This window comes from Streptosporangium fragile, assembly GCF_039534445.1.
In the GTDB taxonomy this organism is placed as follows: domain Bacteria; phylum Actinomycetota; class Actinomycetes; order Streptosporangiales; family Streptosporangiaceae; genus Streptosporangium; species Streptosporangium fragile.
The window spans coordinates 1-15,213 of the sequence record NZ_BAAAVI010000061.1; the positions used below are offsets into that span (position 1 = coordinate 1).

16 protein-coding genes are annotated in these 15,213 nt (G+C 71.2%); 7 read left to right on the forward strand and 9 right to left on the reverse strand.

The annotated features are described in order from the left end of the window. The 3 genes from ABD841_RS30950 to ABD841_RS30960 form a co-directional block, all read left to right on the forward strand. Positions 1 to 942, forward strand: a 942-nt coding sequence (locus tag ABD841_RS30950) for a hypothetical protein (RefSeq protein WP_344979165.1), incomplete at its 5' end; no start/stop codon positions are given. Positions 943 to 1,206: 264 nt separating this feature from the next. Continuing rightward, positions 1,207 to 2,838: a serine/threonine protein kinase gene (locus ABD841_RS30955; protein ID WP_344979167.1), complete on the forward strand. Its 1,632-nt coding sequence runs from the start codon at positions 1,207 to 1,209 to the stop codon at positions 2,836 to 2,838. 362 nt (positions 2,839 to 3,200) lie between these two features. Further along, positions 3,201 to 4,544: an amidohydrolase family protein gene (locus tag ABD841_RS30960; protein ID WP_344979169.1), complete on the forward strand. Its 1,344-nt coding sequence runs from the start codon at positions 3,201 to 3,203 to the stop codon at positions 4,542 to 4,544. Positions 4,545 to 4,643: 99 nt separating this feature from the next. Here the strand turns inward: ABD841_RS30960 and ABD841_RS30965 are convergent, their stop codons facing one another. From ABD841_RS30965 to ABD841_RS30980, 4 genes are all read right to left on the reverse strand, one after another. Beyond that, entirely contained in the window at positions 4,644 to 5,477 is an 834-nt protein-coding gene (locus tag ABD841_RS30965; protein WP_344979171.1) for an alpha/beta fold hydrolase, read from the reverse strand. A gap of 133 nt (positions 5,478 to 5,610) precedes the next feature. Further along, positions 5,611 to 6,483, reverse strand: a complete 873-nt coding sequence (locus tag ABD841_RS30970; RefSeq protein ID WP_344979172.1) for an aldo/keto reductase — start codon at positions 6,481 to 6,483, stop codon at positions 5,611 to 5,613. A gap of 43 nt (positions 6,484 to 6,526) precedes the next feature. Further along, positions 6,527 to 6,988 carry a hypothetical protein gene (locus ABD841_RS30975; RefSeq protein WP_344979174.1) on the reverse strand — a complete coding sequence of 154 codons (462 nt, stop codon included), beginning with the start codon at positions 6,986 to 6,988 and terminating at the stop codon, positions 6,527 to 6,529. A 138-nt stretch (positions 6,989 to 7,126) separates the two neighbouring features. Continuing rightward, positions 7,127 to 7,963, reverse strand: a complete 837-nt coding sequence (locus ABD841_RS30980; protein WP_344979176.1) for an alpha/beta fold hydrolase — start codon at positions 7,961 to 7,963, stop codon at positions 7,127 to 7,129. Positions 7,964 to 8,184: 221 nt separating this feature from the next. Between ABD841_RS30980 and ABD841_RS30985 the strand changes: the two genes are divergently transcribed. Continuing rightward, the gene (locus ABD841_RS30985) at positions 8,185 to 8,658 is read left to right on the forward strand and encodes a DnaJ family domain-containing protein (protein ID WP_344979178.1); all 474 of its coding nucleotides are present in this window, start codon (positions 8,185 to 8,187) and stop codon (positions 8,656 to 8,658) included. 275 nt (positions 8,659 to 8,933) lie between these two features. Beyond that, entirely contained in the window at positions 8,934 to 9,179 is a 246-nt protein-coding gene (locus ABD841_RS30990) for a DUF2630 family protein (protein WP_344979180.1), read from the forward strand. 27 nt (positions 9,180 to 9,206) lie between these two features. On the opposite strand, the gene ABD841_RS30995 is transcribed toward ABD841_RS30990, so the two are convergent. Both ABD841_RS30995 and ABD841_RS31000 read right to left on the reverse strand, forming a co-directional pair. Then, positions 9,207 to 9,950, reverse strand: a complete 744-nt coding sequence (locus ABD841_RS30995) for a TfoX/Sxy family DNA transformation protein (protein WP_344979182.1) — start codon at positions 9,948 to 9,950, stop codon at positions 9,207 to 9,209. A gap of 249 nt (positions 9,951 to 10,199) precedes the next feature. Beyond that, positions 10,200 to 11,240: an STM4015 family protein gene (locus tag ABD841_RS31000; protein WP_344979185.1), complete on the reverse strand. Its 1,041-nt coding sequence runs from the start codon at positions 11,238 to 11,240 to the stop codon at positions 10,200 to 10,202. A 212-nt stretch (positions 11,241 to 11,452) separates the two neighbouring features. Between ABD841_RS31000 and ABD841_RS31005 the strand changes: the two genes are divergently transcribed. Continuing rightward, positions 11,453 to 11,884 carry an NUDIX hydrolase gene (locus ABD841_RS31005; RefSeq protein WP_344979187.1) on the forward strand — a complete coding sequence of 144 codons (432 nt, stop codon included), beginning with the start codon at positions 11,453 to 11,455 and terminating at the stop codon, positions 11,882 to 11,884. 194 nt (positions 11,885 to 12,078) lie between these two features. On the opposite strand, the gene ABD841_RS31010 is transcribed toward ABD841_RS31005, so the two are convergent. Together ABD841_RS31010 and ABD841_RS31015 are read right to left on the reverse strand one after the other, a co-directional pair. Beyond that, on the reverse strand, positions 12,079 to 12,324 hold the full coding sequence (locus tag ABD841_RS31010; protein WP_344979189.1) for a hypothetical protein: 246 nt from the start codon (positions 12,322 to 12,324) through the stop codon (positions 12,079 to 12,081). Between the two features lie 366 nt (positions 12,325 to 12,690). After that, positions 12,691 to 13,233, reverse strand: coding sequence for a hypothetical protein (locus tag ABD841_RS31015; RefSeq protein ID WP_344979191.1), 543 nt, complete (start codon positions 13,231 to 13,233; stop codon positions 12,691 to 12,693). 253 nt (positions 13,234 to 13,486) lie between these two features. On the opposite strand from ABD841_RS31015, the gene ABD841_RS31020 reads away from it, so the two are divergent. Further along, positions 13,487 to 14,107, forward strand: a complete 621-nt coding sequence (locus ABD841_RS31020) for an L-threonylcarbamoyladenylate synthase (RefSeq protein WP_425582069.1) — start codon at positions 13,487 to 13,489, stop codon at positions 14,105 to 14,107. 41 nt (positions 14,108 to 14,148) lie between these two features. Here ABD841_RS31020 and ABD841_RS31025 read toward each other — a convergent pair whose 3' ends face one another. Further along, positions 14,149 to 15,195 (reverse strand): radical SAM protein, encoded by a 1,047-nt coding sequence (locus ABD841_RS31025; RefSeq protein ID WP_344979193.1) that lies wholly within the window; start codon positions 15,193 to 15,195, stop codon positions 14,149 to 14,151. Between the last annotated feature and the right edge of the window lie 18 nt (positions 15,196 to 15,213).

The following is a 15,213-nucleotide window of genomic DNA, read 5'->3' on the forward strand; positions in this document are numbered from 1 at the left end:
ATCGCGATGGCCCGCCGGCTGGACGACCCGCACCTGCTGATGTGGGCGCTCAACGGGCGCCACCTGTCGCTGATCCAGCCGCTGCCCGAACGGATGCGCGCGGCCGACGAGCTGCAGGAGCTGGCACTGCGTACCCAGAGCCCCGGGTTCGAACTGCTCGCCCACATGATGCACACCCACAACAGGCTGGAGCTGTTCGACCTGCCCGGCGCCGACGAGGCCGCCGCCCGCTGCGACGCCCTGCTGGAGCGGCTGCCGCTGCCCTGGCCGCGCTTCCAGCACACCGTGTGGCGGGCCAACCGGCTCGTCCTGGACGGCCGGTTCGACGACGCCGAGGCGCTGTACCGCGAGGCCGAGAAGCAGGCCGAGCGGATCGGCGTGTGGCACGTGCGGAGCGTCGTGGACGTGGGACGCCTCGCGATGTGCTACCAGCGGGGCACCATGGCCGAGGCCGGGCCGCTGATCGACGCGGTCGCCGGCACCCACGCCACCGTGGAACACGACTCCCGGGTGCTGCACCTGTGCGCGCAGGGCCGCGTCGAGGAGGCGTGGGAGACCGTCGGGGACGGCTGGCCGGCACCGCCCCCGGACTGGACGTGGCTGGCCGCGATCTGCCTGCAGGGCACGGCCCAGGCCACCGTCGGTTACGAGCCCGGGTGCCGGGCGACCTACGCCGTGCTGCTGCCCCACAGCGGGCGTATCGCGGCGGTGCCCGCGATCTGCTGCTCCGGGCCCGTCGACTGGTACCTGGCCCTGCTCGCCTCGGCCGTCGGCGACCACGACGCCGCCTACCGGCACCTGACCCTGCTGGAGTGGCTGGCGGAGCGCAACGGACTCACGTGGTGGCATGAGCGGGCCAGGGCGGCGGCGCAGCGGCTGTCCGAGCGCCTGGTGAACGCACCCGCCCGATACGACGGTGTCGACGCCCTTTACGGTCTGTGACGGCATGGCCGGGGAGCCCCGTGGGAGGGCCGGCTTCCCGGCCCCGGCGGCGGAGCGGTCACGGCCGGGGAATCGGCGGTGGAGGATCCCCACCGGACTGCGCCGCCGTTAAGATCGACCGTGCCCCGGTGGGGGCGAGTATCGACACGTTCGGCACCAGACCGCCGTGCGGTGGGAACCACCCGGCCGCGTTGCTCCGACGCGCCGGATAACTGCGACCGGGCGAACACGCCCGCCGGAGAACACATGGTGGATGCTCAGCCCTTGGAGTCAGGTGATCCCGCGCTGCTCGGCGGCTGCCGCGTCGTCGGAAGGATCGGAGAAGGGGGACAGGGCGTCGTCTACCTGGGGGAGACGGGTTCCGGCGATCTCGTCGCCATCAAGCTCTTCCACGCGCGGTTCGGCCAGGATCGCGCCGCCCGCGACGACTTCGTGCGTGAAGCGGAGGTCGCGAAGCGGGTAGCCCGCTTCTGCACGGCGCAGGTCCTGGACGTCGGCATGTTCGGCAAACGCGCCTACATCGTGAGCGAGTACGTTCCGGGGCCCTCGCTCCAGCAGGTGGTGACCGCGGAGGGACCGCGGTCGGGCAGCGCTCTCGAACGTCTCGCCATCGGTACGGCCACCGCCCTGGTCGCGCTCCACGACGCCGGAGTCGTCCACCGGGACCTCAAACCGCAGAACGTGCTGATCGGCCCGGACGGTCCGCGGGTCATCGACTTCGGCATCGCCCGCGCCCTCGCCGGGACGGGCACGGTGACCAGCGGGATCGTGGGCACGCCGGCCTACATGGCGCCCGAACAACTGACCGCCGGCGAACTCGGCCTCGCCCTGGACGTGTTCGCCTGGGCTTCCACCATGACGTTCGCGGCCACGGGGCGTCCGCCGTTCGGCGACGACGCCATCCCCGCGGTCATCAACAGGATCCTCAACCAGGATCCCGTCCTGGACGGGGTCGAGGAGTCGCTGCGCGGCCTCCTCGCCGCGTGTCTCGCCAAGGACCCGTCCCGGCGGCCGTCGGCGCAGCAGATCCTTGACCGGCTGGTGAGAGGGGGAGACCGCGCGCCGGCCGCGCTCTCATCGGATCCCCCGGTCCGCGCCGTCGTCCCCGGCCTTCCCGGGGGAGGCGCCGCCCCGAGGCCGCCGGCCCCGGCCGGGGAGGCGGACGCGTCGAACAGGGAGACCGCGCCCGGCGCGGTGGACGGCGCTCCCGCTCCGGGCGCGCCGAGAAGGCGCCGGGGGATGTGGGCGGCGGCCGTCTCCGTCGTCGTCGCCTCGGTCACGGCGGGGGGCGTCGCGGTCGGCGTCGCCATGCTGCCCGACAGGGACGCGTCCGCGTTGAGATCCGGCACGGCCCCGACCTCGCAGGTCCCGGCCGCCACGGTGAGCCCCACGGCGCGCCCCTCGAAAGGGGGCGCCGGCCAGGGCTCGCCCTCCCCGGGGGGAAAGGCGACGGCCCGGACCGTCTCGCCCGCGGCGCCGAGGGTCTCGCCCACGTCCGCTCCCAGGGCGCGCAACCGTCCCGAGGCGGAGCCGACGCCGGACAGGCCCACCGGCGCGCCGAGCAGGTCGGCCCGGCCCGGACCGACCGCGAGCGAGTCCTTCGCCGCCGACCCGGCGTCTCCCACACGGCCCTCGCCCTCGCCCACGCCCTCGCCGACGCGGACCGCCGAACTCGGCCCCGGGCACTTCACCGCGTACTGCGTGACATTGGGCTGGGAGTGGGTGGAATACCGGGAGACTCCGCAGCCGGGTGCCTACTGCGTCAAGCGGGCGGGCGGCCAGACCATGTATCTGACCAAGGACCAGCGTGACGCGGGCTGCCGGTGGCGCTTCCGGCAACCGGCCGCCTTCCACCGCTTCAAGGGCAAGTCGAACTACTGTTACGTCCTCCGGTGACGGACCTGACGGCGGGGGCCGGCCGGACGTCCGCGCCGGCCGCCGTCCGGTGTCCGCCCCGCCGGCTCCGGCGCGCATTTCGCCTGGCGACGGCGGTCGGCTCCCGCCCGGCGACGGCGGCCGGTTCCCGACAGCGGCTGATTCCCGATGGCGGCCGATTCCCGATGGACCGGGGGCACAAAGTGCCATGCAGGTTGGTGGTGGGCCGCGGCCGTTGTCCCGTCTCCAGGCCGTTCGGCAGGCTGTCGGAGACAGGGAAGGGCACGCTGGAAGCCGGTTGCCGCCGTCGACGAGAGCCGGGGCCGCCGGCGGACGTCGATCGGTATGGCTTGACCGGATCCTCGAGGTCAGGAGGAACGCCCATGGGGACTCGCGCCATCAGGGCGATCGGTGTACCGACGCTGCTCGCCCTCGGTGCCGGCGTCGTCTTCGCCACCGGTAGCGCGGCGGACTCTTCGGGACAGGCCAAGGTGCTGTTCGACGACGTGCGCGTGTTCGACGGCAAGCGCGTTCTCGCGGAGGCCGACGTGCTGGTCGAGGGCGACCGCATCAGGAAGGTCGAGGCCGGCGGCGAGATCACCCCACCGGGCGGCGCGACGGTGGTCGACGGCGAGGGCAGGACGCTTCTCCCCGGTCTGCTCGACGCGCACGGCCACATGCTGACGGTACGCGACATGAAGGACGCCCTTCTCTACGGCGTCACGACCGTCGTCAGCGTCGGTGAGAACCCGGGTGTCCGCGACTACGTCACGTGCGCGGGTCCCGAGACCGACCGCGCCGACATGATCATCTCGGGTGCTTTCGCGACGGTCGCCGGCAGCCACGGAACCGAGTATCCGCCGGAGGTCTTCGGCGACGTCCCGGTTCTGTCGAACGTGTCGGAGGTGCCCGGCTGGGTTCAGGCCCGTGTCGACGAGGGCGCCCACCACATCAAGGTCATCGTCGAGGATCTCTCGATGTTCCAGGAGACTCCGACGCCCAAGCTGCCGATCGACATTCTGGAGGCCGTCGTCGTGGAGGCCCACGCCGCCGGCCTCAAGGTGGTCGCGCACGCCACGAAGGCCGCGGACGCCAAGGCGGCGCTCGCGGCCGGGGTCGACGGCTTCGCCCACGCCCCGGTCGATCCGATCGACCAGGAGTTCGTCGACATGATGCTCGACCGCGACGCGTTCATGACGCCGACGCTCGACGTGTGGCGGGCGGCCGACGGCCTCGCGCTCGGAGTCGACGAGCTCAGCGACCCGCGGATCGCCCCGTGGCTGTCGCCGGCCGGCCAGGCACTCATGAGCGCCGCCTTCCCCCCCGAGTTCGGCGCCCGATGGGACTACGGCTCCGTGAAGAGCAACCTGGCGCAGCTCAGGGCGGCCGGCGTGCCGATCCTCGCGGGCACCGACGCGGGCAACCCGGGCGTCCCGAACGGCGCCGGAATGCATCGCGAGATGGAGATGCTCGTCGACGCCGGGATGAGCCCTCCGCAGGCACTCCGGTCGGCCACCTACCAGGTCGCCGAGACCTACGGCCTGCGTGACCGCGGCGGGATCCAGCAGGGCAAGCTGGCCGACCTGCTGCTCGTCAACGGCGATCCGACCGTCACCATCCTCGACAGCCGGGACATCGCCGGGATCTGGCGGCTGGGCACGCGGGTCGACCGCGCGGACCTGCTCGACCAGGCCGGCGCGGGAACCGACCCCACGTGCGCTCCCTGACGGCGGTACGTCTCCGGGACCCGGCCGCCGGGCGACTGCCGCGGCCGGGTCCCGCGCCGCCCCTACCGCCCGAGGGGATCCCGGCAGGCGGCTCGGCGGTCAGGACAGGAAGCGGTCGACCTCGTCGGCGAAGTCGGCGGCGTGCTGGAAGAGGAAGCCGTGGCCCGCGTCGCTGTAGAGGACGACCTTCGCGTTCGGCAGCCGCTGCGACATCGCGTAGCTGGCGTAGGCGTGGATCATCACGTCGTGCGCGCCGTTGGCTACCAGCACCGGCATGGTCAGTTCGCCGAGACGGTCGTAGAACCCCTTGAAGCTCCGGTTCACCGCGACCTGCGCCACCACGGTCGCCGGGGCGACGTTCGCCCCGGACGTCTTCAGCCGGTGGTCCAGCCGCCGCAGGGAGGCGATGCCTGCGGCGCGCGCCTGCGGGGTCTCCGGGAAGAACAGGTACAGGAAGTCCTCGTCGTCGTTGTGCGGCTTGCCCGCCACCTCCCACACCTTCGCGGGTGCCGCGGGCTGGTCGGGCACTCCGCCGGGTGAGCTTCCGGCCACCACGAGCCGGCGGACGAGCTCCGGCGCGGCCAGGGCGACGCCCTGGGCGACGAACCCGCCCATCGACCAGCCCATCAGGTCGATCTGCCGCAGTCCGAGGGCGCGGACGAACGCGATCGCGCCCTCGGCGAGTCCTTCGACCGTCGTGGGGGCTTCGCCCGTCGAGGCGCCGGTGCCCCTGTTGTCGAACACGATCACTTCGCGGTCGGCCGCGAGCGCGTCCAGGAGAGCGGGGTCCCAATGGTCGATCGTCCCCCGGAACCGTTGGGACAGCACGAGCGGGACCTCGCCGGGGCGGCCGAACCGCCGATAGGCGAACCGCTCGTCCTCGGGCCCGTCGACGTGACGGGTCTCCACCGAGTCGGAGAGGAATGTGGACACTTCTACCTCCATGAATGTGACTGGTCTTCTTGGATTGGTGAAGAAGACGGCCTGCCGAAGGAGTCCCGGGTCTCGGGCGCGCAACGCGGCGAGGGCGATGCCGGGCTGCTCCGCGATGATCGGCTGATCTCCCTTACCGGGCCGCCCCGTCCAGCAGCGCGAGATCGGCAGGGCTCAGCTTCACCGCCGCGGCGGCGATGTTCTCCTCCAGGTGGGTGACGCTCGAGGTCCCCGGAATGGGCAGCACGTTGGGGGCGCGGTGGAGCAGCCAGGCCAGGGCGAGCTGCGACGGCGTCGCGCCGGTGCGGGTGGAGACGGGGCCGAGCGGCCCCGAGGGCCGGGTCAGGTCGCCGGTGGCGAGCGGAAACCACGGGATGAAGCCGATTCCGCGTTCCGCGGTGTAAGCGAGCAGATCCTCCCACGACCGCTCGGCGAGGTTGTACAGGTTCTGCACGGTCGCGATCGGCGCGATGCGCTCGGCCTCCCGCAGTTGTGCCGCGCTGACCTCGCTGAGGCCGATGTGGCGGATCTTCCCGGCCGCGCGCAGGTCGCGCAGAGTGCCGATCTGGTCGGCCAGCGGCACTTTCGCGTCGATGCGGTGCAACTGGTAGAGGTCGATGTGGTCGAGGCGGAGGCGCCGCAGGCTGCCGTCCAGGGTCTCGCGCAGATGGGCGGGGCGGCCGTCGGTGATCCACTCTCCGCGCGGGCCCCGCACGAACCCGCCCTTGGTCGCGATGACCAGGTCGTCGCGGTACGGGTGCAGTGCCTCACCGATCAGCGTCTCGGCGACGCCGGGACCGTAGGCGTCGGCGGTGTCGATGAGGTTGACGCCGAGTTCGACCGCCCGGCGCAGGACCGTCCGAGCGCCCGCGGCGTCCCGGGAGGGGCCGAAGGCGTTGCGGCCCGTGAGCTGCATCGAGCCGAACCCGAGCCGGGCGACGGGCAGGTCCCCGCCGATCCGGAAGGTGCCGGCGTCCGCCGCGTTCGGCGTGGTCGTGGTGGTCATGAGAGCTCCAAAATGACTGGTCGTCTTGAAACGGTCGTAAAAATCAGGTGTGCTGCACACGGGCCGCGCGGATGTGGCGGGGCAGGTGGAGCAGGGCGAGTGAACGGATCCCGACGGCCCCGATGATGCCGGTGGCCAGGGCGATCAGGAGCCAGTCGGCGATCGTGCGCAGGGGGGACGGGCCGAGGGTGAGCAGCCGGACGCCGTAGGTGGCGCCGGCCGCGGTGGTGAAGGTGAAGGCCCAGAAGCCGAGGGCGAACGGCAGACGCAGGTAGCGGCGCAGCAGGTCCTCGACCACCTCACGCAGGTGCGATATCCGGGTGCCGTAGAGGGTGAGGGTGGTGATCCAGGCGACGGCCGCGGTCACCCAGAGGAATTCACCGACGGCCTCCGGCGCGCCGAGGGCGGTGGCGGTGGTCCAGGTGCCGGAGAGTCCGGCGAGTCCGAACGCGACACCGAGGGTGTTGAGCGGAAGCCGGGGATGGGCCGGCGTGGTGCTGGCCATGATCGGCCGTCCTTTCTGCCTGTCGGCTCCGGGCCGGTGACGGTCACCCGCCACGCGGCGAAACTCACCGCCCGCCCACCCCGGTCACCCGGATCCGCATGCCGCGGGAGGCGACCGAGATGAGGGCGGAGAAAACTCCTACTTCGCGAGGAAGGCGAGCAGGGCCTCGTTCACCTCGGCGGTGTGAGTGGTGAGGAGTCCGTGCGGGGCGCCCTCGATCTCGACGTACTCCGCCGACGGGAGCGCCTTGGCGAACCGGCGGCCGGTCGCGTCGATCGGAAGGATGCGGTCCTCGGTGCCGTGCAGGATCAGCGCCGGGACGCCGATCTTCGGGATGTCGGCGCGGAAGTCCGTCGGCCAGGTCAGCGGTGCGGCGGCCGAGGCGATCGGGCCCGAGCCCGCGGCGACGTTCCACGCGTTGCGGACGGCCTCCTCGCTGATCCGGGAGCCGAGGTTCTGGTCGAGGTTAAAGAAGTCGGTGTAGAAGGCGGTGAAGTACGCGTAGCGGTCCTTCTTGACGGTCTCGGAGATGCCCTCGAAGAGCGACCTCGGGCCCGCGCCGTCGGGATTGTCGTCGGTGATCGCCAGGAACGGCTCCAGCGACGCCAGGAACGCGACCTTCGCGACCCGCGACGAGCCGTGGTTCGCGATGTAGCGGGCGACCTCGCCGGTGCCCATCGAGAAACCGACGAGGATCGCGTCGTGGAGATCCAGGGTCTCCATCACGACGTTCAGGTCCGCGGCGAACGTGTCGTAGTCGTACCCGGTGGACGGCTGGCTCGATTTCCCGAACCCCCGGCGGTCGTACGTGATGACCCGGTACCCGGCGTCGAGCAGCGCGGGCACCTGCCCCTCCCAGGAGTTGCCGTCGAGCGGGAACCCGTGGATCAGGACGATCGGCTGCCCGGAGCCCTTGTCCTCGTAGTGCAGCTCGATGTCGACGCTGTTCTCGGTACCGACCTTGATGCTTCCCATTGCCCGTGCCTTTCTCGAGGAGCGACACCGGAACAATATGACCGGTCGTCTTAAGCGTCAAGTGCGTCGCGAAAGGTGTGACGGGCGCCACCGCGCATCGGACACCCACCGCGAAAGTCATGGTGAGCCGGCCGAGAGCGTCGCCCGTCCGGGACGGCCGCGGCGGCTCCGCGCTGGCTATCCTCGGAAACGCCGCTGACCACGGCAGAGGAGGTGAACCTGTGACGGACCGCAAACCCCCCGGGGTCAGCTTCGAGACATGGGTCGACCGGCAGATCCGCGAGGCCACCGAGCGCGGGGAGTTCGACAACCTGCCGGGCGCCGGCAAGCCCCTCCCCGGCGAGGGCAGGCCGTACGACGAGATGTGGTGGATCAAGCAGAAGATGGAGGCGGAGAACCTGTCGTTCCCGCTGCCGGGGACGCTCGCGCTGCGGAAGGAGGCCGAGGAGGCCCGGGCGGCGGCGGTGAGCGCGCGGACGGAGGCCGAGGCTCGCGGGATCATCGAGGCCGTCAACGGCAGGATCCGTGAGAGCTACGGGAAGACCCTGTCCGGCCCGCCGCTCGTCCAGCCGCTCTTCGACGTGGAGGAGGTCGTCGCCGACTGGCGGGCCCGCCATCCCGCCGAGGAGGAGAAACCCGTCCCCGAACCGCCCCGCAGGAGGCGCTCCTTCTTCCGGCGGACCAGGCGCGGCTGAGCCGTCACGGCAGGGCTCTCCCTCCTCGCCCGGGACATCGGCGCCCCGGACACCGGCCGCGGCGCGTGTGGGAGGTCACATTTTTGGGCGATGTGAACTGAGGTATCTTTCAGCACCATGTCTCCCGCCGGGGAAAGAAGGCGAGGCGACCGCGTGCCGGCGGTCGTCGCACGCGCCCTGCCCGGCACCCGGCGCCGGACCGCCGTCACGATCGGTGAAGGCGTACGGCTACTGATGACCAAGGCACCCGGTGCCGCGAAGGATAGGACTGCCCCATGGACGAGAAGCAGATTCTCCAGCGCATCAGCGCTCTCGTGGGAGAGGAGCACAGCCTGCGGGAGAAGCGGAGGTCGGGCGGGATCGGCGACGCGCAGGAGCACGACCGGCTCACCCACCTGGAGGAGACCCTCGACCAGTGCTGGGACCTGCTGCGCCGCCGCCGCGCGCTCGAGGAGGCGGGCATGGATCCCGACGAAGCTCGGGTGGCGCCCGTCTCCCAGGTGGAGAAATACCTTCAGTGAGGAACTCCGTCGCCCCGGCGCGGCCGTTCATCCCTCCGCGAGCTCGGCCAGGAGTTCCTGCTTGCGCTCGGCGGGGATGAGGCGCCAGTCGTTCTCGGTGAGGGCGCCCTCCAACGCCCACAGGGCGTTCAGCGACAACCCCGGGATGGCGGCGTCCTGCAACCGCCGGTAGGCCTCCACCGCGCCGAGTTCGGCGAGCCGACCGGCGTCGCCGATGCCGACCTGGTCGAGCCACAGTTCACTCTTGGGCCCCAGGTTGCGCAGGTCTCTGATTCTCATCTCACCATTGTCCGGCACCCCGGCTCTTCCGGCCCGCGCGCAGAGCCGGCAGGCCGTATGCCCGGCCTGCCGGATCGCGGAATGCGCGGCGGTCGGCGAGGTCCGCACCAGCAGGACACCGGCGCTGTCGCGGACGCTGATGCGGTCCAGCCACGCCGGCGGGGGCTGGCCGTTCCGGGTACGGTCGACCACGGCCGACACGACGAGGTCCACGCCCGCGCGCCAGGCGCCGTCCCCGACGCCGCCGAGGACGGCCAGCGCGTACGGCGAAGCCAGGCCCTGCAGGACGACGTCGATCATGTCGCCCCTGCGGCGCCGTCGCGGCCGCCGGGGGTACCCCCGGCGTTCGAGCACTTCGGTGATGAGCCGCCTGGTGTGCGGCGAGACATCCGACCTGCCGTTCAGCGCCTTGGAGACGGTGGCCACCGACACGCCCGCCTCGCGGGCGATGACCGCCAGCTTCGGGAGCGGCGGCGTGTCCGCGGTCGTCATTCCCTCACTTTCCCCGCCGCGGCGGTGAGAGGCCAGCCCCGCCGCCGGAAATTTCGAGACCTCGGCGGCTGCCCCGGAAGGCGGCGTCGCCCTGATGTCCATCGACCGGGTTCGGCAGCCGAGCCCGGGAGCGTCGCAGGCCCTTGCCCGTGCCAGGCCCTCGGGCCGGGGGCGCCGCCGCGCCTCTCCCTCCGATCACTCCGGGACGGTGACTCACTCCGGGACGGTGACTCACTCCGGGACGGCGGCTCACTCCGAGACGGCGACGTAACGCCAGTCCTCCAGCGGGTTCTGGGGATCGGAGAGGTCGACCTCGACGCCGGGCAGGGCGAGCCGGACCCGTTCGGCCATGGCTTCGGTGAGAAAGTGGTGGTGCAGGTCGAGGTGGCGCAGATGGGTGAGGGGTTGCCCGCTGAGCAGGGCCTCGGCTCCGGTGTCGGTCAGCACGCCCATGCTCAGGCTGAGCGCCTCCAGGCGGGCGACGACCGGTGCCGTGGCCACCGCGGCGGCCACCTCGTCCTGGATCTCGCTGTCGCGCAGCCCCAGCCGCCGTAGCGCGGGCAGCCCCGCCCCGGACAGGACGCCCTCCAGATCGCCCGCGGTGGCGTCGCCGCCGTACTGGGAGACGCCGAGCCACAGCTCCAGATGCTCCAGCGCGGGCAGCTCGCACCGCCCGAGCGCGCGGACGACGTCACCGGGCAGGCCACCGCACTCGAACCGCAGGACGTTGAGGAATTCGTGCCGTACGGGACGGAGCCGCAGGCCGTCGCTTCCGCGCACGTCCAGCCGTTCCAGGCGGGGAAACGCCTCCAGGATCGGGGTGATGTCGCCCTGCCGGATCCAGGAGATCTCCCAGTACTCCGGTTCGACGAGGCCGAGGAACAGCGAGCGCAGCCGGGGCAGCCGGTGGGCGTTGGCGGCGAGCACGGCGGGGGCGTTGCGCGCGTTGCCCCCGGAGACCACGATGGCCCGGATCCGGGAGCCGCCGACCGTGGCGAGCAACTCCTCCAGCCCGTCCGAGAACGCCGAGCCGCCGTCGTCCTCTCCGAGGGGGTCGTCGTCGTACAGCGACCAGGCGAAGCGCGAAGGGTCGGGGACGCGACGGCGGGCGATCGCGTCCGGCTCGGTGACGGGCAGCCCGGCGTAGGTCTCGCGGTGGGCGCCTGCCATGTCCCAGCGGTAGACCCCGCCGGCGGGGATGAACGCCTCACCGGGATCACGCGGATCGGCCGGCGTCTCGGCGTTGAGCGCGTCGAGATCCTCGTCGTCGTACTCGTCGTACTGGATCACAGGGGGCATCCTCGCCTCGGGGTTGCGGGGTTATGTCCTATCAGACCCGGGCGACAACACGGACGGCTCCGCCCTCGCGGAACTCTGAGGTCATCGGCGGATGACGGTTGAGAAGCCCGGCGTCGGCTTCCCCGAAGTGCTCGTCCCGACCGGTGCCCATGACCTGACGCCGGCGTTCTCCACCCGGTTCACGATCGGCGGGAGGCGGAACGGTGGACAGGCCCGTCCGGGACAAGGCTGTGTGCTACATCGTGCGCGACGGGCGGCTGCTGGTCTTCCGGCACGTCGACCACGGTTTCGAGGAGGTGGGCCTGCAGGTGCCCGCGGGCACTGTCCGTCCAGGTGAGAAGCCCGAGGACGCCGCGCTGCGGGAAGCGCGGGAGGAAACGGGCCTGACGGACTTCGCGATCGTCCGCAAGCTCGGTGTGACCAGCTACGACCTCACGCCGTACCGGCGGGAGATCCAGCGCCGGCACGTGTTCCAGCTCGTACTCGGCGAACGGACGCCGCAGCGCTGGCCGAGCCGGGAGGACAACGACGGCCGGGGGGAGCCGATCCGGTTGGAGTGCTTCTGGATCCCCGTCGAGCATGGCCACGTCCTGCAGTCGGGCCAGGGCGCGCTGCTGTACCGGCTCTTCGAGTGAGCCGAGGGCCAAGGGCCCGGCGGCGGAAGGCAAGACCTTCGCCGGCGGTGCCGGGCCTGCCCTCGGGAGGCGAGGAAGACCTCTCCGGGGTGCCGTTCCACCATGAACCGCAGGTGTTCGACCTCGACGACGGACGCCGGATCGCCCGCCGGCCGTGGAACCGCTCGGGGTGGGCCCGCTCACATGCGCGGATGTCACTCAGCCGACTGACGCCGCCTTTTCCCGATCTTCCGCACCGACCGCACGACGAACGTCGCCAGTCCTGCCAGCCCCAGCAGGAAGAGCAGCCCGATGACGGGTGGTACGGAGCGGCCACCCAGCACGTCCACCAGCCACGGCAGGCCGAACGGCGCGGATATCCCGAAGATCACGCCGAATCCGACCAGCCCCACGACCATCGTGAAGGCGAACTCTTTGACTGCTTCCCGCAGGCGGCCCATCCGGCACCTTCCGTCGTTCAACCCGATTCTGTCCGATGACGGGCGAAGGCGCATGACCGTTGGCAAGCAGGTTCGTGGCCGGAACCGAACGGGAGCGGCGACCCACGTGGGGCGAGCAGGGCGCCGTCGGCCGGTGAACCGCCGAAGTGCGGCATGTGCTGCGCGGCGGCTCGAACTCCTGACGTCCTGCTCCCTCTTGGGCAGGCTCGGGTGGGACATCGGGAGGAAGCGCCCTTCTGGGCTGCGTGGAGGGCGAGACAGGACCGTTGACCCGGGGAACTGCCGAAGGGCGGTGCCGCTGCCGCACATCGGATGAGGGTGAATGCCGCGCGAAGGACAGAGCCGGGCTCAGCAGACGGCGTTCGCTCAGCACCGGTCCGGGCCGTCCACCACAGTGCGTGGCCGTCCCGTCGCGGGATTGACGTCGATCACCAGGTCGCGCACGCGCAGGCGCTCGGCACTGATCCAGGTCACCTCGGGGGGCCCGCCCGAGTCGGTGTTGAGGCAGGTCATCGCGGTCCACTCGCGGGTCCACCACCCGTCTTCCCTGCGGACGGCGAGTTCCCAGACGCTGTCCAGGCTCCCACTGTGTACCAGCAGCACCGCTTCCACCGCCGGGTTCGTCGGATGAGGCACGCTGCTGTGCGGGAAACGGGCGATGTGGAGGCGGATGAACGCCGCTACGACCGCCCATACCAGCATGAAAGCAACACCGGACCAGAGGAACTGCCTGCCGAAAGCGCACAGCCCGGAGACGGTGACCAGGATCGCGGCCACGGTCCCCAGCAGGATCGGCCGGTCGAGGACGGCGTAGTCCGCCTGCGTGCCGAACAGGGCGACCGCCACCACGAGGAACGCCAGGACCAGCGAGACGACCGCCGCCGCGCGCCCGCGCGAGATCGATGACATGACCGCACGCTAGGAGGCCGGACTTGCGATCGACTTGGACGGGGACAGGAACCCACGGTCCTGAGTCGCGGGATCGCCGAGGCGCTGACCGGCGCTTGCGCCGGACGCACGGCGCACCAGATCTCCACCGTCACCCCGAGCGCTTCTTGCCCCCGGCCGATGAGCCGGGCGCCGCGACAGCCCTGGCCGGCTCCCACGTGATGCAACCTCGGAAAGCGGTCGATGCTGCGCGACAGCACCTAAGCTCCGAGGTGTGGCGAAGTACTTCGATATGCATCCGGACAATCCGCAGCCTCGGTTGATCAACCAGGTGGTCGAGCTCTTGCATGCGGACGGACTGATCGCTTACCCGACGGACTCGTGTTATGCGCTGGGGTGCCGGCTGGGCAACAAGGAGGGCATCGACCGGATCAGGGAGATCCGCAGCCTCGGCAGTGACCACCACTTCACCCTGGTCTGCAGGGACTTTGCCCAGTTCGGCCAGTTCGTTCACGTAAGCAATGCGCTGTTCCGCACGATCAAGGCGGCGACCCCCGGTGGTTACACGTTCATCCTGCCGGCGACCAAGGAGGTGCCGCGGCGGTTGCTGCATCCCCGGAAGAAGACGGTCGGCGTTCGGATCCCCGATCACGTCGTCACGCAGGCGCTGTTGGCCGAGCTCGGCGAACCGCTGCTGTCGAGCACCCTGCTGCTGCCCGACGAGACCGAGCCCTTGACGCAAGGCTGGGAGATCAAGGAGAGGCTCGACCACGTGGTGGACGCCGTCATCGACTCCGGTGAGTGCGGCGCCTCCCCGACGACGGTCGTCGACTTCTCGCAGGGCGAGCCTGAGATCCTCCGCCGAGGCACCGGAGACCTGTCCCTCTTCGAGTAGGCGACCGGCAGGGCCGTGCCCGTGGGACGGCGAACCGCACCTCAGGAGAGCCCCGAAGCAGGCCAGGGCGGACGGCGGTCGATCCGCGCAAGCACCTCACGGGACCCGAACCGGCGGTCGATGCGCCGCACCGCCTCGGCCCAGTCCGCCAGGGAACGCACCCGGGACACCGCTTCGACCACGAAGGGATCGCTCCACCGCTCGACGGCGCGTTGCCACAGGACGGCGGGGTCATCGGTCAGGAGATTGCCCACGCACCCTTCGTAGATGGGCATCGCGCGCACCTCGCCGTCGGGCTCCACCTGCATCAGGGAGAAGCCGGAACGCTTGATGTGGTCGGGGTGCATCAGAAGGATGAGGTTGCTCGAGGTCGACACCGCCACCGAGGCCGGTGCGAGTGACCTGAGACGCTCGGTGTGCTCCTGGCCGGTCAGGGTACGGAGCTCCTCGTTCGTGAGCAGTTCCGCCTCGCTGAAGCCGGTCCGGCTGGCCAGCCCCGAAGGCACCGCGGCGGCGAAGTTGAGAAACCGCATCCGCGGGAACCGGGGGGCGACGGCGGTGCAGAACTCCTCTGTTTGGTGAAGGTTGCTGCGCAGGACCGAACAGTCGACGCCGAAGATCACAGGATCGCCTCCTTCGGCCGAACGCCGGGCGGATATGCCGTCCAGCAGGGCGAGGGCGTTCATCGCGCGTTCGAACGAGCCGGCCCTTCCCCGTATGCGGTCGTGGACCTCGGCGTCGGCCCCGTCCACGCTGACCGTGATCCGGTGGAAGACCCGGGCCGCGTCCTCGGCGGTTTCGGGGGTGAGCGTCCATCCGCCGGTGTAGAGGCTGACCTTGATCCCCGCTCGCGCGATGTGCTCGGCGACCTCGTGGACCCCTTTGATCACCAGGGGCTCGCCGCCCGCGAACTCCACCGTCTCCGGGCCGAGTGAGACGATCGCGTCGGCGACCCGCAGCATCTCGCCGTGGGACAACTGCCGGGTCGGCCGCCTGCCCGACTCGGAGTAGCAGTGGACGCAGCGCAGGGGGCAGGCGTAGGTGAGGTCCCAGACGACATCGGTGGGCCGGCTGACAGGGGCACTCATGAGGACTCCTTGTCCCTT

What these genes read in the sequence shown, in the direction of transcription:
- ABD841_RS30960 (WP_344979169.1), top strand. Translation starts at nt 3,201, where the DNA reads ATGGGGACTCGCGCCATCAGGGCGATCGGTGTACCGACGCTGCTCGCC.
- ABD841_RS30970 (WP_344979172.1), bottom strand. Translation starts at nt 6,483, where the DNA reads ATGACCACCACGACCACGCCGAACGCGGCGGACGCCGGCACCTTCCGG.
- ABD841_RS30975 (WP_344979174.1), bottom strand. Translation starts at nt 6,988, where the DNA reads ATGGCCAGCACCACGCCGGCCCATCCCCGGCTTCCGCTCAACACCCTC.
- ABD841_RS30980 (WP_344979176.1), bottom strand. Translation starts at nt 7,963, where the DNA reads ATGGGAAGCATCAAGGTCGGTACCGAGAACAGCGTCGACATCGAGCTG.
- ABD841_RS30990 (WP_344979180.1), top strand. Translation starts at nt 8,934, where the DNA reads ATGGACGAGAAGCAGATTCTCCAGCGCATCAGCGCTCTCGTGGGAGAG.
- ABD841_RS30995 (WP_344979182.1), bottom strand. Translation starts at nt 9,950, where the DNA reads ATGACGACCGCGGACACGCCGCCGCTCCCGAAGCTGGCGGTCATCGCC.
- ABD841_RS31010 (WP_344979189.1), bottom strand. Translation starts at nt 12,324, where the DNA reads ATGGGCCGCCTGCGGGAAGCAGTCAAAGAGTTCGCCTTCACGATGGTC.
- ABD841_RS31015 (WP_344979191.1), bottom strand. Translation starts at nt 13,233, where the DNA reads ATGTCATCGATCTCGCGCGGGCGCGCGGCGGCGGTCGTCTCGCTGGTC.
- ABD841_RS31025 (WP_344979193.1), bottom strand. Translation starts at nt 15,195, where the DNA reads ATGAGTGCCCCTGTCAGCCGGCCCACCGATGTCGTCTGGGACCTCACC.